Genomic DNA, 19,376 nt, shown 5'->3' with positions numbered 1-19,376 from the left:
GTGACTTCGGCGCTAGGACTTCTGCCCATGGCCAAGAACCCACGAAGAAGCCGACGCCTGGCGGCGGCCACGGTCACCACCGTCGCGCTGGCCGGGACGCTCACCGCGACACCCGGCACCGCGACCGCGAAGTCACCCGACCCGAACCAGCGGGTCATCGTCGAGCTGTCCGGAGACGCAGCCGTGGCAGCCGCCCCAGGCGGCTCGCTCACCTCCCTGACCGCCGGAACCGCCTCCGCCGTCGGCGACGCCCGACGGGCCCTGGCGGCACGGCAGGACGCCTTCGTCAGGACGGTGGGGAAAGCCGGACTGCACCCCGCCTCGCCTCGCAGACTCGGCCTGCTCGTCAACGCCGTGGCGATGACGGTGCCCGCCTCCGAGACGGCGCGGCTGGCCGCGTTGCCGGGCGTCGTCGCCGTCCGACCCGACACCCGGATACAGGTGCGCACGGACATCAGCGTTCCGCTGACCGGTGCGCCCGAGGTCTGGAAGCGCGAGGACCCGGCCGGTGTGAAGGCCACCGGCAAGGGCACCGTGGTGGCGGTCCTGGACAGTGGTGTGGACTACGACCACCCCGACCTGGGCGGCGGCTTCGGCAAGGGGCACAAGGTCGTCGGCGGCTTCGACTTCGCCAACGGCGACGACGACCCGATGGACGACAACGGTCACGGCACCCACGTCGCGGGCATCATCGCGGGCAAGGCGGTCAGGAAGGGAGGCGTCACCGGCATGGCGCCCGACGCGCGCCTGCTGGCCTACAAGGTCATCGGCGCCGACGGCAGCGGCTACACCTCCGACATCATCGCCGGCATCGAGGCGGCGGCCGACCCGGCCAACCCCCAGCGGGCCGACGTCATCAACATGAGCCTCGGCGGCCCCGGTGACGGCACCGATCCGCTGGGCCGCGCGGCGACCGCCGCCGTGCGGGCCGGAGTGGTCGTCGTCGCCGCGGCCGGCAACGAGGGTCCCGGCAGCGGCACCGTCAACACTCCGGCGTCGGCCGACGGCGTCATCGCGGTCGGCGCCTCCACCAGCGGGCTGCGGATACCCAGCGCGTACCTGGCGGGCAAGGAGCCCGAGCTGATCCAGACGTACCGGGGCGTCCTGTCCGCGAACCCGCCTCGGGAACCGGTCACCGCGCCGCTCGTGGACGTCGGCGCGGGCACGGTCGAGGACTGGAAGCGGGTCGGTGACGTACGGGGCAAGATCCTGCGGGCCGACATCCTCGTCGCGCCCAGTACGGATGTCCTGAGCCAGAACGACATCGACTGGGCGCGCGAAGCCGAGAAACGTGGCGCGCTCGCGGTGCTCGGCGGCCTTCCGGCCGGGGGCGGACCCGTGCTCGCCGCCACACCGGGAACGGTCGGCGCCACGACCACCCCCGCCCGCCCCGACCTCACCCGGACCGCCGCCTCCGGCGACTCGCTGCGCATGGACCGCCTGGTCGTCATGGGCATCGACACGACCCAGTACGCCCAGCTGAGCCGCGAACTGGCCGCTGGGAAGGTGTCCGTCACCCTGCGCGGCACCGACTCCACCGACGAGATCGCCTCTTTCTCGTCGCGCGGACCCGGCACCGGCTTCGGCCTCAAGCCCGACCTGGTCGCACCCGGCGTGGAGATCCGCTCCACCATCCCCACCTCGATGTACGCACCCGGTGTCTACCGTATGTCGGGCACCTCGATGGCGAGCCCGCATGTCGCCGGAGCCGCCGCCCTGCTGCGCCAACTGCGCCCGGACCAGGACCCCGACGAGATCAGGTCCGCCCTGGTCGGCACCGCGAAGCAGCTCGCCGGCACCGGCCCCACCGCCCAGGGCAACGGACGGCTCGACGTGGCCGCCGCAGCGTCGGCCACCCTCAGCGCCTCCCCGACGACCGTGTCGTTCGGCCTCGCCGACCTGGCGGACAGGACCGTCGGCGGCACCGCGCAGGTACGCCTGGCCAACCCCGGCAGGACACCGCTGACCGTCACCCTCAGCAGTACCGGGCCCACCGCCGTGTCTCCGCCGCGTGTGACCGTCCCCGCCGGGGGGTCGGCAACCGTCGACGTCACCCTGCGTGCAGACCGCCCGACCACCGACACGGAGATCAGCGGCCGGATCACGGCCACCCCCGTGCGAGGCCCGGCCCTCCGGGTGCCGTACCTGCTCGTCGTCCGGCACCTGGTCGTCCAGGCGTCCCCCGATCCGAGCGACGGCCGCTCCACCGTGCACATCGCCGCCCCGGCCGCCCTGAACGCGCCGCCGGAGATCAGGGTCACGCCGCCGCACGGCAAGGCCTTCACCCTGCCCACCACCATGAACGGCGCCGGGTACTACCAGGCCGACGTGACCGGGAAGGCGGCCGGCGCCTACCGGTTGGCCGTGCGGGCGACGACCACCGACGGCCGGCGGATCACCGGAACCGGTGCCTTCGAGGTCACCCCCGCCGACAGCCGCGGCAACCGCTGGGAGCCCATCGGCCCCAACAGCGAGGCCGGTCACGTCGCGCTTTCGCCCGCCCGGCCCCAACAGGCCGTCGTAACCCAGTTCCGGAAGGCCGCCCCCTGGCTGACCACCGACGGCGGCGCCCACTGGCGCCAGGTGGGCAGGCTGCCGATCGCCGACGGCAACGGCACCGGGGCGGTCGTGGTCGACGCCCGTCGCCCCGATCGCTGGTGGTACGCCGTGAACACGGCCGCCGACCCCACCCGCCGGGGCACGATCCTGCGTACCGACGACAACGGCCGAACCTGGCGCAAGCTCGACGTGCCCGACGCGCACATCGACGAGTTCGTCGCGGACGAGCAGACCCGTACCCTCGCCGCGATCGTCGACGACACAGTGCTGGTCAGCACGGACGCGGGCGACAGCTGGGCGACGTACCCCACCGGCGTGACCGGTGACGTCCGCGACGCGACCCTCGTCGGCGACACCCTCTACCTGGCGACCTTCGACGGCGTCTGGCGGATCGACGGCGTCGGCAAGGGCGACCCCGGTACGGCGCACCTCCTTCTCGACGAGCCCGTGAACACCGTCCGCGGCATGGCGGCCGACTCCACCGTGCTGGCGGCCTACGTCCCCGGTACGGGCGTCCGCGGCTCCTACGACAAGGGCCGCACCTGGTCCACCCTGCTGCCCCTGGCGGAGGGCGGCAACGGGCTGTCCGCCTCCGGCGGCGACCTGTACCTGCGCGCGCTGTTCGGCGCCGGGCAGGTGAGCCACGACCACGGCAGGACCTGGAAGCCGGTGCCCGCCCCCTCGAAGGCCGCCATCGCGATGGACTACGACCGCTGGGCCGACGGCTCGGTGACCGTCTCCAGCGAACAGGACGGCCTGTACCGCGGCTCCGCCGACGGCACCGGATACCGGAGGATCGGCGTCCAGGGCCTGACCGCCTTCGCCCTCGCGGCCAGCGGCGACCAGCTGCTCGCCGGAACGGTGAGCGGCACCTACCGCACCGCCATCCCTGTCGCCGGCCCCGAGTGGGGCCAGTCCGGGGCGGAGGGCAGGACCGGTCGCCTCACCTCGCACATCGCCGTCTCGCCCGAGGACACCAAGGTGGTGTGGCAGGTCCGGCGCACCGCGACCGGCCTCTTCGAGGTCTCCCGCAGCGGTGACGCCGGCCGGACCTGGCAGGTGAAGGGCACGTCGTCGGAGATACCGACCTCGATCCTGGTCCACCCGGCCGACCCGGACCGGGTGGCGATCAGCTTCAGGAGCATTTTCGGCGACGGGCTGTTCGCGACGTCCGACGGCGGCAGGACGTGGAAGAACCTCTTCCACGAGAGGTCCTTCGATGCCATGGCCGGTGACCCGCGCGATCCGCGGCGCCTCTGGCTCGGCAACGCTTCGGGCCTCTACCGCTCGGACGACGGCGGCGTCACCAAGACCAAGGTCGCCGAGGGCCCCGTCTCCGCGATCGTGATGGATGGCAGACGCCTGGTCGTTGGCGGATCGTCCGTCCGGGTCAGCACCGATGACGGCAGGACCTTCCGCACCGCCGACACCGGCCCGCTCGCGGTCCACGTCTCGGACCTGCTGCGGGTGGACGGAGCGCTCTACGCGGCCACCGCCGGCTCCCGGGAGTCCGGACTCGTCCAGGGCGGCCGGGGAGTACTGCGCAGCACCGACAGCGGCCTCACCTGGGAGAACATCTCAAGCGGCCTGCAGAACACCGACACCACGAGGCTGGCCGCCGCCCCCGACGGCCGCACGCTCTACGTCGGCACGGTCGACGGCGGGGTGCACCGCCTGAAACTACGCCGCTGACCCACCGCGCGCATGACGCGTGTGACCGCATGACCGGCGCGAGCGTCGACCCTGCCCTGAACTCCCGGGTCCGGTCGACGCTCGCGCGCGTGGCCGAGCGGGAGAATCCCCCGCAGGCCCCTCTTCATGACGGCAGCGTGTACCAGGTTCACGTCAGGCGTGGCCAAGCGGCCGTATGACCTCCGCCATGCCGGCATCTCCTTCTGGCTGTACTCCCCCTCAGACGGACCGGACTTGGACCGGAAAGAGACCGGAAGAGCTGGTCCGGAGTGGGATGGCAGTGGGAAGAACCGGGAGTTGCATCGCATCGCCTATCTCGTGCTGGCCGACGCGGCCGATGGGCGCCTGCCTGGGGAAAAGTCCAGTTCAGGCGCCCTTTCGTGTGCCCCTAGAAGAAGCCGAGCTTTTTCGGCGAGTAGGACACGAGAAGATTCTTGGTGTACTGGTGGTACACACCTCGCGCAGCCGCTGACCAGCGGAAACGGACACAATCCGGGCAACCTGCAGGCGGCTGGTCCGCGTATGGCCCGGATCTTGGTCGGCACGGAGTGGACCTCTGACTGCCGGCCCGTGGCGGCGGAGAGTTGGCATACAAGCGAGGGGTGGGCCGACAGGTCGCCACGGAGCATGCCTCGTAGTCGCTGCCGACGGCCTGGGAGGTCCTTTGACGCGCATGGTCAGGAGCGGTAGACCAGTTCAAGGGTGACGACTGCGATGAGGTGCCACGCGTCGGCGGCGAGCAGCCACATGTTGTCGAGGACCAGCCCGAGGGCGCTCGTGAGGGACGCGCCGACGAAGAGCGCGACCGAGCAGCGGCGCACGCGGTGGTCGGGAGGCAGGCGTCCGTCGTGTCGGCTCATGGGGCGCACTGGAGGACCGCGGTCGGGTAGGTCGACCGTTGCCCGGGAAGCCTTCCCGCCCTCTGACACCCCCCGGGCCGTCGAGCGGTCGCCGCCCCCCGCCGCCCCAGACGCAAACCCTCTGCGCACGGCCCGGGCCGCACACTCGCCGTCAATGGTGGGCTGTGCCGGTCATCGTGCCCGCTGTTCGGGGGATCTGCGGGGCCATCCGGCGACTCTCCACCCCCGCGCGGGCATCCGTGGGGGAAACGAAGGAGAGACCCGATGCCGCTTTATCTGTCGAGGTTCAGCTACACGCCGGAGACCTGGGCGAGGCTGATCGGGCACCCTGAGGACCGCGCCGAGGCCGCCCGGTCGTACATCGAGTCCGTCGGTGGGAAGCTCCACGGCTTCTGGTACGCCTTCGGCACGCATGACGGCTACAACCTGTGGGAAGCTCCGGACAACGTCTCCATGGCTGCGGTCGCGCTGGCGATCAGTGGAGGTGGCGCACTCAGCTCTTTCGAGACGACCGTTCTCCTGACCGTCGATGACACCCTGGATGCCCTGCGCAGAGCGGGACACGTCCGGTACCGGCCTCCCGGCACGGAGCAGTGAGCCGCAATGGCCTCCGTTCGGGTCCTCTACGCGTCCGAACATCACTCCACGCAGGAGATCGCCGACCGGATCGGTGAGCGGTTGCGCCTGAGCGGGCACCATGTGGAGACCCAGGCGCTGCGCGCGTCCTCCGAGGGACAGGGGCCCTTGCCGGGCGACGCGCTCGTGCTGGGCAGCGCGGTCCATGACGGCGCCTGGCTGCCGGCGGCAGAAGGCTTCGTCAGGGACAACGCCGATCGCTTGGGCGATCGACCGACGTGGATGTTCAGCGTCGGCATGACCGCCGCCTTGCCCGGGCCGCTGCGCCGGCTTGCCGAACGCATGGTGCAGCCGCGTATTGCTGCTCTCGTCGAGGTCGTCCGTCCTCGGGACCATGGGCGCTTCTCGGGCGTGATCCGGCGCGAGCACCTCGACCGGAAGGGTGCCTTGCTGTTCCGGTTGCTTGGTTGCCGCTACGGGGACCACCGGGACTGGGCGGCGATCGACGCCTGGGCGGACGGCATCGCCCGGGAGCTCGACATGTGGCGAGGAGGCCGTGCGCGGGGAAGCGGAACGCGTGACGACGACGCCTGACCACCGGGGTCGGTCGGACGAGCCGTCCTGGGGTGCTCGTCATTCGGTGACGCGGACCGCGAGGGCCGGGCGGATGGCGGCCGCGCGACGGGCCGGCCCGATCGTGGCCAGGAGCGACGCGGCGAAGGTCGCTGCGGCCAGGCCGAAGATGCTCGTCCATTCGACCGGGAACCCGCCTTCGAGGCCCTCGAACGCGGCGCTGTTGCTGTACATCAGCCAGGTGGTGAGGACGCCGAGGAGGGATCCTAGGACGATTCCCTCCAGGGCGATGAAGGTGCTCTCCCCGAGGAAGGACCGCTGGACGGTCCGTGCCCGGAAGCCGAGGGCCCGCAGGATGCCGATGGTGCGGCGGCGTTCGCGTACGGCACGCACCATGACGACGCCGAGGCCGGTGATGCCGACGCCGAGGCCCAGGGCGAGGAAGCCCTGCATGAGGCGGAAGAAGGCGGTGCTGGAGTCGAACTGCCGGCGGATGTCAGACTCGATGGGTGTGGCGACCAGGCTGGACGACAGCTGCTCGCCCTGGAGCCGGGTCGCCAACGCGTCGGGGGAGGTTCCGGGGCTGGTGCTCACCAGTGCGGAGGCGTTCTGTGCCTGGGTGCCGAAGAGCTGACGCGTCGCCTGCTCGCTGAGCACCACGGGGTACGTGGTCGAACTGGCCCCCGTACCCGGGTAGAAGACCAAGCCGTTGCTGAGCACACCGGCGATGACCTTCTGTTCGCTGCGACCGGTCCGGGGATCCGTCAGGGTGAGGGTGTCCCCTGGGTCGTAGTAGTCGCCCGCCGGGCCGCCGGTGCTGCCGAAGAAGTTGTCGAGAACGACGTAGCGGGGGTCGGAGGCGAGGGCCCGCCATACCGCGGGGTCGTTCTCCAGGCCGGGCAGCCGCTCCCGGAACGTGATGCCCGTGATCGCGCCGTCGGGCACCCCGACGGCCGCGATGTCGAGGGGCTGGGTGCTGCGGTGCCCCGGGTCGGTGGCCCTGCCGGTGGCGTTGACCAGCGGTGTCACCGCGGAGATCCCGGCAGCCGAGGGGCCGGCCCGCAGCTCGGCGGCGAGTCGTTCGCCGGCGACCTGCGGGTTGTAGTCCAGCCGCAGGGAGTATCCGGCGGTGGCGTCGGCGACGACGCCGTCGACGCCGGCGCGGAGGATGCCCGAGATCTCCGTCAGGAGGACGAGGACGAACACGATCAAGGTGTACATCACCAGCGTCGCGCCGGTCCTGAACCGCTTGGCCAAGGGGTAGGCGACCGCGAGCCGTGCCGCGAGACCGCCTTCCGTCGGGCGTTGGAGGAGTCGCCGTACGGGGCGGAGCAGCGTCTTCTGGTTGTCGCTGACGAGCACCACGGCGGAGAAGGCGGCCAGGGCTCCCTGGATGACGTACACGGACATGGAGGGCGTGTCGAAGATCCGGGGGCGGATGACGGGTGCCAGGAGCGTCCAGGCGAGTACGGCTCCGGCGACCAGGGTGGTGACCGTGTGACGGGGGAGGACGCGCAGCAGCGCTGGAGTGGCGAAGGCGAGGGCGAGCGCCGGCATGAGGTACGTCGCGTCGGGCTGGCTGCGCGCCACGGCCGGGACGGCCACGAACGCGCACAGGACGGCCAGGGCGGTGGAGACCGCGAGCAGGCGGCGGCGTGGGCCCTGCCCGGGTGTGGCGGGGAGGTCGCGGATCGCGGCGATGATGTTGAACCTGCTGATGCGCACGCTGGTCGCGAGGATCGCGGCGAAGGCGATGAGCAGGCCCATGGCAAGTCCGTTGAGGACGCTGGTGGGTGTGAGGGCGAACGCGATGCGGATGCTGCTTCCGCCGACCGACCAGCCCTGGAAGATCTGCGCCGCCACCACGGCGACGCCCCAGCCGACGGCGACCCCGATGGCCACGCCCGGCAGGGCGGAGAGCAGGGCGTACGTCGACCCTTCGAGGGTGAAGGACCCGACCAGCCGCGAGCGCTTCATCCCGACGGCCCGCACCATGCCCATCTGGGACTTCCGCTCCTCGCCGAGCATCACGAAGATGTTCACCAGGAGCAGGGCGCCCGCGATGATGCTGAAGCTGCCGATCATGAGGAACAGGGCTCCGAGGGAGTCTCCGGCCTGCTTGGCGTCCCGCAGGACGGTGTGCTTCGGGGTGTCGATCGCGGTCTGCCCGGCGAGCGGGCCCAGAGCCTGCCGGATGTCGGCGGTCACCCGGTCCGTCAGGGCTTCGCCGCTTTCGACGCCGCCGCGGTTGGACACGAAGGTGACCGAGCGCGGCTCCGCACCGGCGGCCCGGGCGGCGGAGTCCAGGGTCTCCGGTGGCAGGAACACGTCGCGGTTCAGCCTGCCGCCCAGGCCCACACCGGCGAGGCCCTGCTCCGGCACCACACGCTCGACCCGGTACGTCCGCGGTGCCCCGAACAGGTACACCGTGACCGGATCCCCGGCTCCCACGCTCAGGGACCGGGCCAGCGGCTCGTTGACCACGACCTGCCCGGGCTTCGGGTCAGGCCCGCCGAGACCGGAGTCGCCTCCCGCCGCGCCGAAGCGCGACGCCTTGGCGAAGTCCATCTGCCAGGCCAGGACGCGCGGCTCGGCGACCGTGCGGTCGTCGGCGGTGCTGACGGCCGATGCCTGGGTCGCCCGGGCGTTCAGGACTCCGTCGACGTCGGGATTTCCCGCCAGGCCGGACAGTCGTTCGGTGACGGCGCGGCCAGTCGGCCCCGGAGGGGCGACCACGCGTTCGTCCACCGGTCCCAGGGTGCGGTACGCCTCCTGTCGTACGGAGAAGTTCAAGGTGTCGCCGACGACCAAGGCCCCGATGACGATGGCCGTGCCGAGCATCGATCCGCCGATCACCAGTGCCGCCTCGGTGCGTCGGCGGGCGACCTGCCGGAAGGCCAGCCGCCGTGACACCGGTTGCCGGACCGCGACCAGCACCAGGGCCGCGAGGGCGAGGGCCAGGGCGGTGAGCAGCGGGATGAGGAGGTTCGGGTACATGGTCAGCCCATGGGGAGGTCGCGGATCGCAGCCGGGGCGATGACGGGCCGGCGGACGTCGTCGACCAGCTGCCCGTCGCGCATCCGGATCAGTCGGGGGACACGCGCGCCGATGGCGCTGTCGTGGGTGACCAGGACGATCGTCTGACCCTCGTCCCGGTTGAGCTCGCACAGCAGGTCCATGACCTGGTCGGCCATCGCGCTGTCGAGGTTGCCGGTGGGTTCGTCCGCCCACACGATGGCCGGGCGTCCGGCCAGCGCGCGGGCGATGGTAACCCGCTGCTGTTCGCCGCCGGACATCTCGCTCGGCCGGTGCTCGACGCGGTGGCCCAGGCCCACCCGGTCGAGCATGGCCAGCGCCCTGCGACGTGCCTCACGCGGCCGGGTGCCCACGAGCAGCAGGGGCAGTTCGACGTTCTCCACCGCGGAGAAGACGGGGATGAGGTTGAACGCCTGGAAGACGAAGCCCATGGTGTGGGCCCGGTGCTCCGTGCGCGCCGCGTCCGTCATCGCGAACAGGTCGTGGCCGTCCACCTCCACCCGGCCGCCGTCGATGTCGTCGAGCCCCGACAGACAGTTCAACAGCGTGGTCTTCCCGGAACCGGACGGTCCCATGACTCCCACCATCTCGCCGTGGCGCACGAGGAGGTCCAGGTCGAGCAGGGCGGTGACCTCGACGGAGCCCGTCCGGTAGATCTTGCTGACGCCGGTGGCGACGAGGAGTGCCCGGTCGGTGTTCATGCTCTCCATACCACCCTCCGAAGGAATGGGGGGCTACGGCCACCCAGGCCCCGAAGAGGGGCCGAAGGGCCCAATCGACGTTGCCGCGATCAGGCGTCCGCGGTCGCCCGGGCGCGTCGCCGGACCGCGGTGGCGGCCAAGGTGCCCGCGGCCGTCGCGGTGAGCGCGAGGAGGACAAACCCCCATGTGTAGTCGTGCGCGACGCTGTCGACCGCTCCCATCACGAGGGGCGGGAAGAAGCCTCCGAGACCGCCCGCCGCACCGACCACTCCGGTCACCGAGCCGACCCGCTCGGCCGGTACCAGCCGTGCGACGAGGGCGAAGACCGCCCCGGACCCGGCGCCCAGGCCTGCGGCCATGCCGAAGAAGGCCGCCGTTCCCACGGGGGCCAGGTCCGCTTCGAACGCCGCGACCAGGGCGCACACCGAAACGATCCCGTAGGAAACCGTCAGTACAGGTACGGGACGGATGCGGTCCGACAGCCAGCCGCCCACGGGCCGCATGGCCACGGCGAGGACGACGAAGCCCGCGGTGCGCAGTGCGGCGTCGGAGCGGCCGAGGTCGTAGGCCCGGGTGAGGTAGGTCGGCAGGTAGACGCTGAACGCGACGAAGCCGCCGAAGGAAACGGCGTACAGGAACGCCAGCTGCCAGGTGGCCGGTGTCCGCACGGCCAGGGCGGTGCGCGAGAGCAGCGACCCCGTCGCCGTCGCCCGCCCCGGCCTGTCGCGCAGGAGGAACCAGGCCGCTCCGGCGTACACCGCGAGGCAGCCCGCCACGAGATCGAAGGGGAACGCACGGCCGACGGCATCAGCGAGCTGGACGGTGGTGAAGGCCGACAGGGCCGTACCACCGGTGCCGATGCCGAAGACGCCGAGGGCGACGCCACGCCGTGCGGGCGGGTACCAGGCGTTGACGAACGGTACGCCGACGGCGAAGGCCGTTCCGCCGAGCCCGAGGAGGAAGCCGCCCGCGAGCACCTCGACCAACGAGTCGGCCAGGTGCCCCAGGTACAGCACGGGGAGGATCGTCAGGGCCGCGACGAGGGGGAAGACCCGGCGTGCACCCCAGCGGTCCGTCAGCGCCCCCGCCGGGATCCGGCCGAGCGCGCCGACCACCACGGGCACGGCGACCACCAGGGACTGCTCGAAGGAGCTGAGGTCGAGGTCGTCCCGGAGCCGTGGGCCGAGGGGGGCCAGCAGCGCCCACGCCCAGAAGCAGAGGGCGAACCCGGTGGTGGCGAGGAGCAGCATCTGCCAGGGCCGCGGCGCGTCCGCGACCGGCGGGCTCCCCGTGTTCCGGTCCATGGTGGCCTCCCGGCAGCGATCCGCGTGGACGGCGTGAGCCGTGTTGTTCCCCCACTCTCCGGCCGCCGGGCCCCGGCTCCAAGGGCCGCTCGTTCCGTTCCGTGACCGTCCGGCCCCCGGTCAGGGGCCGGTCGGCCCCTGTGCGGGCGTCCTGGGGCGGCGCACGGTGGGAGTGGCGGAGGGACCCGAGGCGGGGCGTCCTGCTCCTGCCGGCCGCCGCCGGGAGTGTGAGTGGCGATGATGTTCTGGTACGGCGACGGCATGAACGGATGGGGCTGGTTCGCCATGTCGGCCGGCATGGTGCTGTTCTGGGGCCTGCTCATCACCATCGCGGTGATGCTCTTTCGCACACTGGATCGCGCCTCGCATCGACCGCCGGGGTCTCGGCCCGCCATGTCGGCCGAGCAGATCCTGAGCGAGCGACTTGCGCGTGGTGAGATCGACGAGGAGGAGTACCGTCGGCGCCTGACCGCCCTGCGCAGCGCGGAACCGTGAGCCCCATGGCCGGCCGGGATGCGGGCGGGGGAACGGCCGGTCACCCTGGGAGCATGAGGATGTCCGGGGAGCCGGGCCGCCGCTCGGACGCGCTCCGTGAGCTGACGGCTCGGCGCGGAGGGCGCGGCGGGCTGTTGTCGGCCGCGCTGGAGCGTGCCAGATCGGTTACCGCTGAAGGGCCCTCGGAGTGGGCGCCCCAAGTCGCGGAGGCAGTCGGACTCCCGCACGCCGCGGGGCTCGGCCCGGCCACCTTCTTCGCCGATCTCGCCGCCCCGCGCGGCGAGCGGCATGTGCGGGTGTGCACCGCGACGGCGTGCTTCGCGGCGCGGGGTGGCCAGTATGTGGCGGAGGTCGAGCGCGCTCTCGGCGTGCTGGCGGGCACGGTCGACGAGGCGGGTGCCACCTCGCTGCAGACCGTGCACTGCCTCGGCTACTGCTACGCGGGCCCCGCCGCCCTCGACGGCACCCTTCCCCGTACGGGCCCGGACCTGGCCGACCAACTCCGCGGGCGGACCGAACCGCGCGCCCCGGGCATCCCCGCGGCCGACACCACCGGTGCGCCCGTCCTGCTCGCCGGGATCGTGGGAGGGCAGGACGCCTGGGACGTGTGGCGGGCAGCGGTGACTGGGCTGCGGCCCGATGACGTACAGCAGGAGACCGCCGCCTCGGGACTCCGCGGGCGGGGCGGCGCCGGCTTCCCGGTGGCCGACAAGTGGGCCGCGGTGGCGGGGAGGCCGGGCGCGGTCGTCGTCGCCAACGGGGACGAGGGCGACCCGGGCTCGTACGCCGACCGGCTGCTCATGGAGGAGGACCCCGAGCGCGTACTCGCGGGCCTCGCGCTGGCCTGCTTCGCCTGCGGCGCAGGGCGGGGGATCGTCCTGGTGCGATCCGAGTATCCGCAAGCGATGGTTCGGCTGCGCCGGGCGGTGGCACGCGCGACGGAGGCGGGCGACCTGGCTCCTTCCGCCGGGGCAGCCGGTCCGCGGCCGTTCGTCGAGGTCGTCGAGGGAGCGGGTTCCTACGTCTCCGGTGAGGAGACCGCCCTGATCGCCCGCCTCGAAGGCGCTCGCGGCTGTGCGCGTCCCCGGCCCCCGTACCCCACGGACCACGGCCTGTGGGACGCGCCGACGGTGGTCAACAACGTGGAGACGCTGGCAGCCGTGCCCTGGATCGTCGCCCACGGCGGAGCGTCCTACGCCCGACGCGGCGTACCGGACGAGACTGGCACCAAGCTGGTGTGCCTGTCCGAACGCTTCGCCCGCCCTGGGGCCTACGAGGTCGAACTCGGCACTCCCATGGGCGAGATCGTCACCCGGTTCGGCGGCGGTCTCAAGGACGGCCGTGAGCTCGTGGCCCTGCAGATCGGCGGACCCCTCGGCGGCTTCCTCGCCGGGACCGCCCTCGACGTCCCGCTCACCACGGCCGCGCTCACCGCGCACGGCGCCGCCCTCGGCCACGCCGGCCTGGTCGCCTTTGACGCCAGCACCGATCCCTACGAACTCCTGCGACACGTCTGGGAGTTCGCCGCCGACGAGAGCTGCGGAGCCTGTTCGCCCTGCCGGCTCGGCACTCGAGGAGGGCTCGGACTCGCGCAGGGCCGGGGCGGGCCGGGTGAGTCTTACGAGCGGCTGACGCGGCTGATGGGCGAGGCGAGTCTCTGCGCCTTCGGCCGCCGTGTCCCCGCCGCCGTCCGCAGCCTGGCCCGTGCCTACGGGTCGGCCCTGGAAGGATGGGACCGATGACCCGGCTCCAGGTCGACGGCGTTCCGGTCGAACCGCCCTCCGGGGGCACGCTGCTCGACGCGGTACGTGAGGCCGGAGCCGACCTGCCCGCCCTCTGCCACGACGACCGCCTCCGACCGGCCGGCTCCTGCCGGACCTGCCTGGTCCGCGCCGACGGTCGGACCGTCGCCGCATGCGTCACGCCCGCGACACCGGGCCTCACCGTCGACACCGCCGACGAAGGCGTACGGAACCTGCGCCGGGACGCGGTCGCCCTGATCGCCTCGTCGCTCCCACCGCACGCGCTCGCCGATGGCGCACACAGTGAACTGGCAGAGGCGTGCCGGTCCTTGGAGATTCCGGCGAACACGGCGGCCGGTGCTCCTACGCGCGGTCGGGACGAGAGTCACCCGTACGTCCATCTCGACCGGGACCTGTGCATCGCGTGCGGGCGCTGCGTCCGGATGTGCTCCGACGTCCAGGGCACGTTCGCGCTCACCCTCACCGGGCGCGGTGCCGACACGGTCGTCGCCCCGGGAACCGGCGGCGCCTGGGCCGCATCCGACTGCGTGTCCTGCGGCGGCTGCGTCGACACCTGCCCCACGGGGGCGATCACCCAGCCCGGGCCGGGTCAGGGCCTCACCTCACGGCAGGCGCCCGCCGACCGCGTGCGCACCACCTGCGGCTACTGCGGGGTCGGGTGCACCCTCGACGTCGTCGTCCGCGAGGACCGGGTCGCCGCCGTGCTTCCCGCCCGGGACGGGCCCGTCAATCAGGGCCACGCCTGCGTCAAGGGCCGCTTCGCGTACGGATACCTCGGCTCCGCCGAGCGGCTCACCGAGCCCCTGCTCCGTGAGAACGGCGTCCTGCGGCCCGCGAGCTGGGCGGAGGCCGTGGCCCGGATCGCCGACGGCCTGAGCGCCGCGGTACGTGACGGCGGCCCCGACGCGGTCGCCGCGATCTCCTCCGCCCGCGCCACCAACGAGGAGAACTACCTCGTCCAGAAGTTCCTGCGGACCGTCATCGGCACCAACAACGTCGACAACTGCTCCCGCCTCTGCCACGCCCCCTCCGCCGCCGGCCTCACGGCGTCCTTCGGGCGTGCCGGGGGCACCGACCCCTTCGACGACGTCGAGGCCGCCGACTGCCTCCTCGTCGTCGGCGCCAATCCCGTCGAGGCCCACCCCGTCGTCGGCGCCCGCCTCCTCCAGCGCGCACTCGCAGGCGCCACCCTGATCGTGGCCGACTCTCGATCCGTCGGCCTCGCCCGCCACGCCGACCTGCACCTGCGCCCCCGCCCAGGCACCAACGTCGCCCTCTTCCACGGCCTCGCCCACGTCCTCGTCGACGAGGGCATGGCCGACTCGGGCTTCCTCCGCGACCGCGCCACCGGGCTGGCCGAACTCACCGACCTGTTGGCCGAGTACCCGCCCGAGCGGGTCGCCGAGATCACCGGTGTCCCCGCCGACGACATCAGGAGGGCCGCCCGGCTCTACGGCCGCGCCGAGCGGCCGGCGGTCCTGTACGGCCTCGGGGTCACCGAGCACCTGCACGGCACCGACGGTGTGCGGACCCTGGCCAACCTCCCCATCCTGCGCGGCGCCGTCGGAGGCACCGGCCGCGGGTTCGGCATCAGCCCCCTGCGCGGCCAGAACAACGTGCAGGGTGCGTCCGACATGGGCGCCCTGCCCGATCTGCTGCCGGGCTACGGCCGTGTCACCGACCCGGGGGCCGGCGCCCGTGCCGAGGCCGTGTGGGGCCGACCGGTTCCCGAACGGCCGGGCATGCGCATCCCCGAGATGTTCGCGGCGGCTCGGGAGGGCCGGCTGCGGGCGTTGTGGGTCATCGGTGAGGACGTCTGCACGACCGATCCCGACAGCCGGCGGGTCGCTGAGGCCCTCGACACCTGCCCGCTGGTCGTCGTCGACGAGCTCTTCCTCAGCGAGACCGCCCGGCACGCCGATGTCGTCCTGCCCGTGGCCTCCTGGCTGGAGAAGAACGGCACCTTCGTCAACTTCGACCGCCGCTTCCAGCGCGTACGGCCGGCGGTGACTCCGCCCGGCACGGCACGCTCCGACTTCGAGGTCGTGCACGCCGTCGCCGACGCCCTCGGTGCCGACCTGGGCTGCTCCACCCCGGCGGAGGCCCTCGTCGAGTGCGGACGCGTGACGCCTCTCTTCGCCGGCCTCTCGCACGAACGGATCGAACGGGAGGGGGCCGTCCCCTGGCCCTGTCCCGCGCCGGACCAGCCGGGCGAACGCACTCTGTACGCCGACGGTTTCGCCACTCCCGACGGGCGCGCCCACCTGGCGGCGGCTCCCTATCTGCCGCCCGGCGAGGAGCCGGACGAGGACTATCCGCTGGTGCTCGTCACGGGGCGCCGATGGGCCCACTACAACTCCGGGAGCATGACCCGGCGCGGCGGCAACCTTCTTCTGGACGCGCACGACCGCTTGGACCTGCATCCCGAGGACGCCGCACGCCACGGACTGCGGGACGGCGTTCCCGTCACCGTCGAGAGCCGCCACGGACAGGCGCGACTCGTCGCCCGCGTCGGAACGGAACTCGCTCCGGGACAGGTCTTCTGCGCGTTCCATTTCCCGGCCAGCGGCGTCAACTCCCTCACCTCGGAGCACGCCGACACCGTGACCTCGTGTCCGGAGTACAAGGTCACGGCGGTACGGCTGCGGCCGACGGCACCCGAGGGCTGATCGGCACCGAGTTCAGGCGTGGGGCACGAGGGCCACAGGCACTGGGCTGTGGTGCAGCACCGCGTGGGCCACGCTCCCGATGTGTGCGCCCAGAGCCGAATGGCGAGTACGCCGACCCACCACCACGAGCGCGGCGTCCCCGGCAGCCTCGACCAGTTCGAGGCCGGCCGATCCGACCACCACGCGGGCGGCGGCCCCCACGTCCGGGTACTTCGCGCGCCAAGGGTCCAGCAGCTCATCCAGCGAACGCTCGATCTCCGGAGCCACGGCAAGGCGGATGTCCGGGACCATGGCGGGCCCGGGGCCGGCGAACAGCGGAAGCTGCTCCGCGTACACGACATGGACCAGGGAGTCACGCCGGGCGGCTTCCTCGAAGGCGAAACCCAGCACGGCGTCCACGGGCTGTCGCACGTCGGTCCCGACCACGACCGGGCCTCTCGGATCGGTCGCCCCGCTGCCGGCCCGTACCAGCACGACAGGCCGTTCGACCGCGCCGGCGACCGTCAGGCCGACCGAGCCGAGCAGATAGCCGGCCACACTGCCGAGGGCCCGTGAACCGAGAACCAGCAGCTCGCTCTCCTCGGCCGCGGCGACGAGGCCCGGCACGGACCCCGCAGGCAGCAGGCGGGTGGTCGCCGCCAGGCCGGGACGGCGCTCGCGCAGGCGTGCGGCGGTGCGCGACAGCATCTCCTCGGCCCACGTCTCGTCGGACCCTCGTGGCATGAATGACAGCACGCTCTCCGGTACCGGTTCCCTGGCGTACACCAGGTGCACGCCGGTGCCGCGCAGCAGCGCCTCCTCGGCTGCCCATTCCGCGGCGGCCGTCGCTTGTTCTGTGCCGTCCAGGCCGACCACGATGTTCCGGGTCATGACCGCGTACCTCCTCGTGTGGTGTCATCTGTGTCGTACGTGAGACGGGTGGAGGAGACCGAGACCACGCCGTCGACGGTCGCGACCATGCGTTCGATCGCCGGGATCATGCCCCGGAAGCGCAGCCGGCCGGCGAGGTCCACCCGCCCGTCGCGCACCCCGACGGTGAGGGCGGTGGGTTCGAGACGCAGCGTGTCGCGGAGCACGTCCTCGACGATCTCCCGGCGGATGTCGTCGTCCTGGCGGAGGAAGATGCCGAGCAGATCGCGGCGGCTCACGATGCCCACCAGCCTGTCCTCGTCGTCGACGACGACGAGCCGCTTGATGCCCTGGACCTCCATCAGCCGCGCCGTCTCCGCCACGGTCCAGTCCGGGCGGGCGCACACGGCGGGTGCCGACATCAGCTCCTCGGCCCGTGTCCCCTCGGCCTTGGCGCGCTCCCATGCCTCCAGGTTCGGAACGGCCGGCCGATCACCCGGTGCGGCGGCCTGGTCGGCGGTCTTGCGCAGCAGATCCCCCTCCGAAACCACCCCAACTACCCTGCCCCCGCCGTTCAGTACGGGAACGGCGGTCACCCGGTGCTGCGAGAGCGTGCGGGCGACCTCCTTGAACGAGGCGTCGCCGCGGACACTCACCACTTCGCGTGTCATCAGCTCGCCGATCCTGCGGTGACGCATCACCCTCTCCTTTCTTGTGCGGGCGTACGTTCCTCGCCCACCAGGCGAGCGGCGCAGCCGTCCCAGGTGTCGAGGGCCGGATAGTCGTCCTCGGTGAGTTCCGTCCCGCTGAGCTCGGCGAGCGCCTCGACGAACTCGAGGAAGTCCAGCGAATCCATCTCGAACGTGTCCCGCAGAGACACGCGGGGATCGAGCCCCGTGAACTCGGCGCCGGGGACGACACGCTGCACGGCTTGCCGGACGAACTCCTTGGCCTGGTAGTGGTTCACAGTTCCTCCGGTTGTTGCAGGAGCCGGTCCATGGCGGTCAGGAAACGCGCGCCGGTGGCACCGTCGGCGGCTCGGTGATCGGCGGACAGCGTCGCCGTCAGCACGGGGTGCACTCCCAACAGGCCGTTCACGGCCACCGGCCGCTCGACGATTCTGCCGAGGCCGATGAGCGCGACCTGCGGCGGGTAGACGACGCCGAACACCGCTTCGACGCCCTGGTCGCCGAGGTTCGTGACGGTGAGACTGGGATCGGCGGTCTGCGACGCGCGGAGCCGACCGCCCCGTGCCCGTGCCACCAGATCCTTGACCGCGGCCATCACCTCGGCCACGGAGAGCGTGTCGGCGTGTGCGAGGGCCGGGGCGACAAGGCCACCGCCCCGCAGGGAAACGGCGACGCCCAGCCGTACCTCCTCCGCCGGGACGAAGCCGTCGTCGCCCCAGTGCCCGTTGAGCTCGGGCACCTTGCGCGCAGCCATCGCTACGGCCTTGAAGGTGAGTGCGGCGGGCACCAGACGGGCGGACAGAGGCAGTTCGCGGTTGCGCGCGTGCATCCACTCCAGTGCCGCTGCCATGTCCACGGTCGTGGAGAGGTAGAAGTGCGGGATCTCCCGCTTGGACCGGCTCATGAGCCGGGCGGTGGCCGCCCGTGCCGCATCCGGGACGGCCGGCCGCGGTGCGCCCTCGGCGGCTGCGGCGGAACGGACATCCTCGGCACGGACGGTGCCGCCCCGCCCCGTGCCGGTCACCTCGGCGAGGTCGACGCCGAGTTCCGTGGCCAGCCGCCGCGCGAGCGGTGAGGATTTCACGCGCACTGGAGCTGGACGCTTCCCCGTCGAGTCGTCGCTGCGCGCCGGCTTCGCCGGCCGTGGCGTCGGCGCGGTCTTGTCGCGCTCTGGTGCCGGCGCAGATCCCGGCTTCGGTTCCGCGTGTTCCACGTCCGTGCGTGTGATCTTGCCTCCCGGGCCCGAACCATGGACGGCGGCGAGGTCGACGTGCCGGTCCTCGGCGAGTCGGCGGACCAGGGGTGTCGACGGCGGCGGGCCTTCGACGGGCTGTCTTCGGGCGGTGGGCTGCCTTTCGGTGGGCCGGCTCCCGGCGGTCGTGCCGATACGTGCCAGCGGGGTGCCCACCGGCACGGTGGTGCCCTCGTCGACGAGGAGGGCCTCGACCGTGCCGCTGTCGAAACACTCCACCTCGATCGCGGACTTGGCGGTCTCGACCACGGCGATGACGTCGCCCCGCGTCACCGGGTCACCCGGGTGCACCAGCCACTGGGAAAGCAGGCCCTCGTCCATGTCGGCGCCGAGCGACGGCATCGTGAACTCGGCCATC

Annotated in this window: 14 protein-coding genes; 6 read left to right on the top strand and 8 right to left on the bottom strand. The window is 72.5% G+C overall.

Annotation, left to right across the window (positions count from 1 at the left end; all coding sequences use genetic code 11):
* Positions 1 to 27: 27 nt before the first annotated feature.
* Positions 28 to 4,251 carry a S8 family serine peptidase gene (locus ACFYUZ_RS20255; RefSeq protein ID WP_389311101.1) on the top strand — a complete coding sequence of 1,408 codons (4,224 nt, stop codon included), beginning with the start codon at positions 28 to 30 and terminating at the stop codon, positions 4,249 to 4,251.
* 677 nt (positions 4,252 to 4,928) lie between these two features.
* Here the strand turns inward: ACFYUZ_RS20255 and ACFYUZ_RS20250 are convergent.
* Complete coding sequence (locus ACFYUZ_RS20250) at positions 4,929 to 5,111, bottom strand: hypothetical protein (protein WP_389311099.1); 183 nt, start codon at positions 5,109 to 5,111, stop codon at positions 4,929 to 4,931.
* 264 nt (positions 5,112 to 5,375) lie between these two features.
* Here ACFYUZ_RS20250 and ACFYUZ_RS20245 point away from each other — a divergent pair, with 264 nt between their 5' ends.
* Together ACFYUZ_RS20245 and ACFYUZ_RS20240 are read left to right on the top strand one after the other, a co-directional pair.
* Positions 5,376 to 5,708, top strand: coding sequence for a GYD domain-containing protein (locus tag ACFYUZ_RS20245; protein WP_389311097.1), 333 nt, complete (start codon positions 5,376 to 5,378; stop codon positions 5,706 to 5,708).
* A gap of 6 nt (positions 5,709 to 5,714) precedes the next feature.
* Complete coding sequence (locus tag ACFYUZ_RS20240; RefSeq protein WP_389311095.1) at positions 5,715 to 6,281, top strand: flavodoxin domain-containing protein; 567 nt, start codon at positions 5,715 to 5,717, stop codon at positions 6,279 to 6,281.
* A 39-nt stretch (positions 6,282 to 6,320) separates the two neighbouring features.
* Here the strand turns inward: ACFYUZ_RS20240 and ACFYUZ_RS20235 are convergent, their stop codons facing one another.
* The 3 genes from ACFYUZ_RS20235 to ACFYUZ_RS20225 form a co-directional block, all read right to left on the bottom strand.
* Complete coding sequence (locus tag ACFYUZ_RS20235; RefSeq protein ID WP_389311093.1) at positions 6,321 to 9,257, bottom strand: ABC transporter permease; 2,937 nt, start codon at positions 9,255 to 9,257, stop codon at positions 6,321 to 6,323.
* A 2-nt stretch (positions 9,258 to 9,259) separates the two neighbouring features.
* The gene (locus tag ACFYUZ_RS20230; protein ID WP_389311091.1) at positions 9,260 to 10,006 is read right to left on the bottom strand and encodes an ABC transporter ATP-binding protein; all 747 of its coding nucleotides are present in this window, start codon (positions 10,004 to 10,006) and stop codon (positions 9,260 to 9,262) included.
* 80 nt (positions 10,007 to 10,086) lie between these two features.
* Entirely contained in the window at positions 10,087 to 11,301 is a 1,215-nt protein-coding gene (locus ACFYUZ_RS20225; protein WP_389311089.1) for a nitrate/nitrite transporter, read from the bottom strand.
* Between the two features lie 237 nt (positions 11,302 to 11,538).
* Between ACFYUZ_RS20225 and ACFYUZ_RS20220 the strand changes: the two genes are divergently transcribed.
* The 3 genes from ACFYUZ_RS20220 to fdhF are packed head-to-tail and all read left to right on the top strand — an operon-like array spanning position 11,539 to position 16,228.
* Positions 11,539 to 11,796, top strand: a complete 258-nt coding sequence (locus ACFYUZ_RS20220) for an SHOCT domain-containing protein (protein WP_389311651.1) — start codon at positions 11,539 to 11,541, stop codon at positions 11,794 to 11,796.
* A gap of 53 nt (positions 11,797 to 11,849) precedes the next feature.
* Positions 11,850 to 13,538: an NAD(P)H-dependent oxidoreductase subunit E gene (locus ACFYUZ_RS20215; RefSeq protein ID WP_389311087.1), complete on the top strand. Its 1,689-nt coding sequence runs from the start codon at positions 11,850 to 11,852 to the stop codon at positions 13,536 to 13,538.
* Positions 13,535 to 16,228: a formate dehydrogenase subunit alpha gene (gene fdhF, locus ACFYUZ_RS20210; RefSeq protein WP_389311086.1), complete on the top strand. Its 2,694-nt coding sequence runs from the start codon at positions 13,535 to 13,537 to the stop codon at positions 16,226 to 16,228. Before ACFYUZ_RS20215 ends, fdhF begins: the two co-directional genes overlap by 4 nt.
* 12 nt (positions 16,229 to 16,240) lie before the next feature.
* Here fdhF and ACFYUZ_RS20205 read toward each other — a convergent pair whose 3' ends face one another.
* The 4 genes from ACFYUZ_RS20205 to ACFYUZ_RS20190 are packed head-to-tail and all read right to left on the bottom strand — an operon-like array spanning position 16,241 to position 19,375.
* Positions 16,241 to 17,098, bottom strand: coding sequence for a universal stress protein (locus ACFYUZ_RS20205; RefSeq protein ID WP_389311084.1), 858 nt, complete (start codon positions 17,096 to 17,098; stop codon positions 16,241 to 16,243).
* Positions 17,095 to 17,775, bottom strand: a complete 681-nt coding sequence (locus tag ACFYUZ_RS20200) for a CBS domain-containing protein (RefSeq protein WP_389311082.1) — start codon at positions 17,773 to 17,775, stop codon at positions 17,095 to 17,097. Before ACFYUZ_RS20200 ends, ACFYUZ_RS20205 begins: the two co-directional genes overlap by 4 nt.
* Complete coding sequence (locus ACFYUZ_RS20195; RefSeq protein WP_389311080.1) at positions 17,775 to 18,044, bottom strand: phosphopantetheine-binding protein; 270 nt, start codon at positions 18,042 to 18,044, stop codon at positions 17,775 to 17,777. Before ACFYUZ_RS20195 ends, ACFYUZ_RS20200 begins: the two co-directional genes overlap by 1 nt.
* A complete protein-coding gene (locus ACFYUZ_RS20190) occupies positions 18,041 to 19,375 on the bottom strand; it encodes a 2-oxo acid dehydrogenase subunit E2 (RefSeq protein ID WP_389311076.1) in 1,335 nt (444 codons plus the stop codon). Before ACFYUZ_RS20190 ends, ACFYUZ_RS20195 begins: the two co-directional genes overlap by 4 nt.
* Between the last annotated feature and the right edge of the window lies 1 nt (position 19,376).

Origin of the sequence: Streptomyces sp. NPDC004266 (genome assembly GCF_042874095.1) — a bacterium.
Classification (GTDB): Bacteria; Actinomycetota; Actinomycetes; order Streptomycetales; family Streptomycetaceae; genus Streptomyces.
Note: the sequence above shows the minus strand (reverse complement) of the source record. Positions and strands in the feature narration are given on the sequence as shown.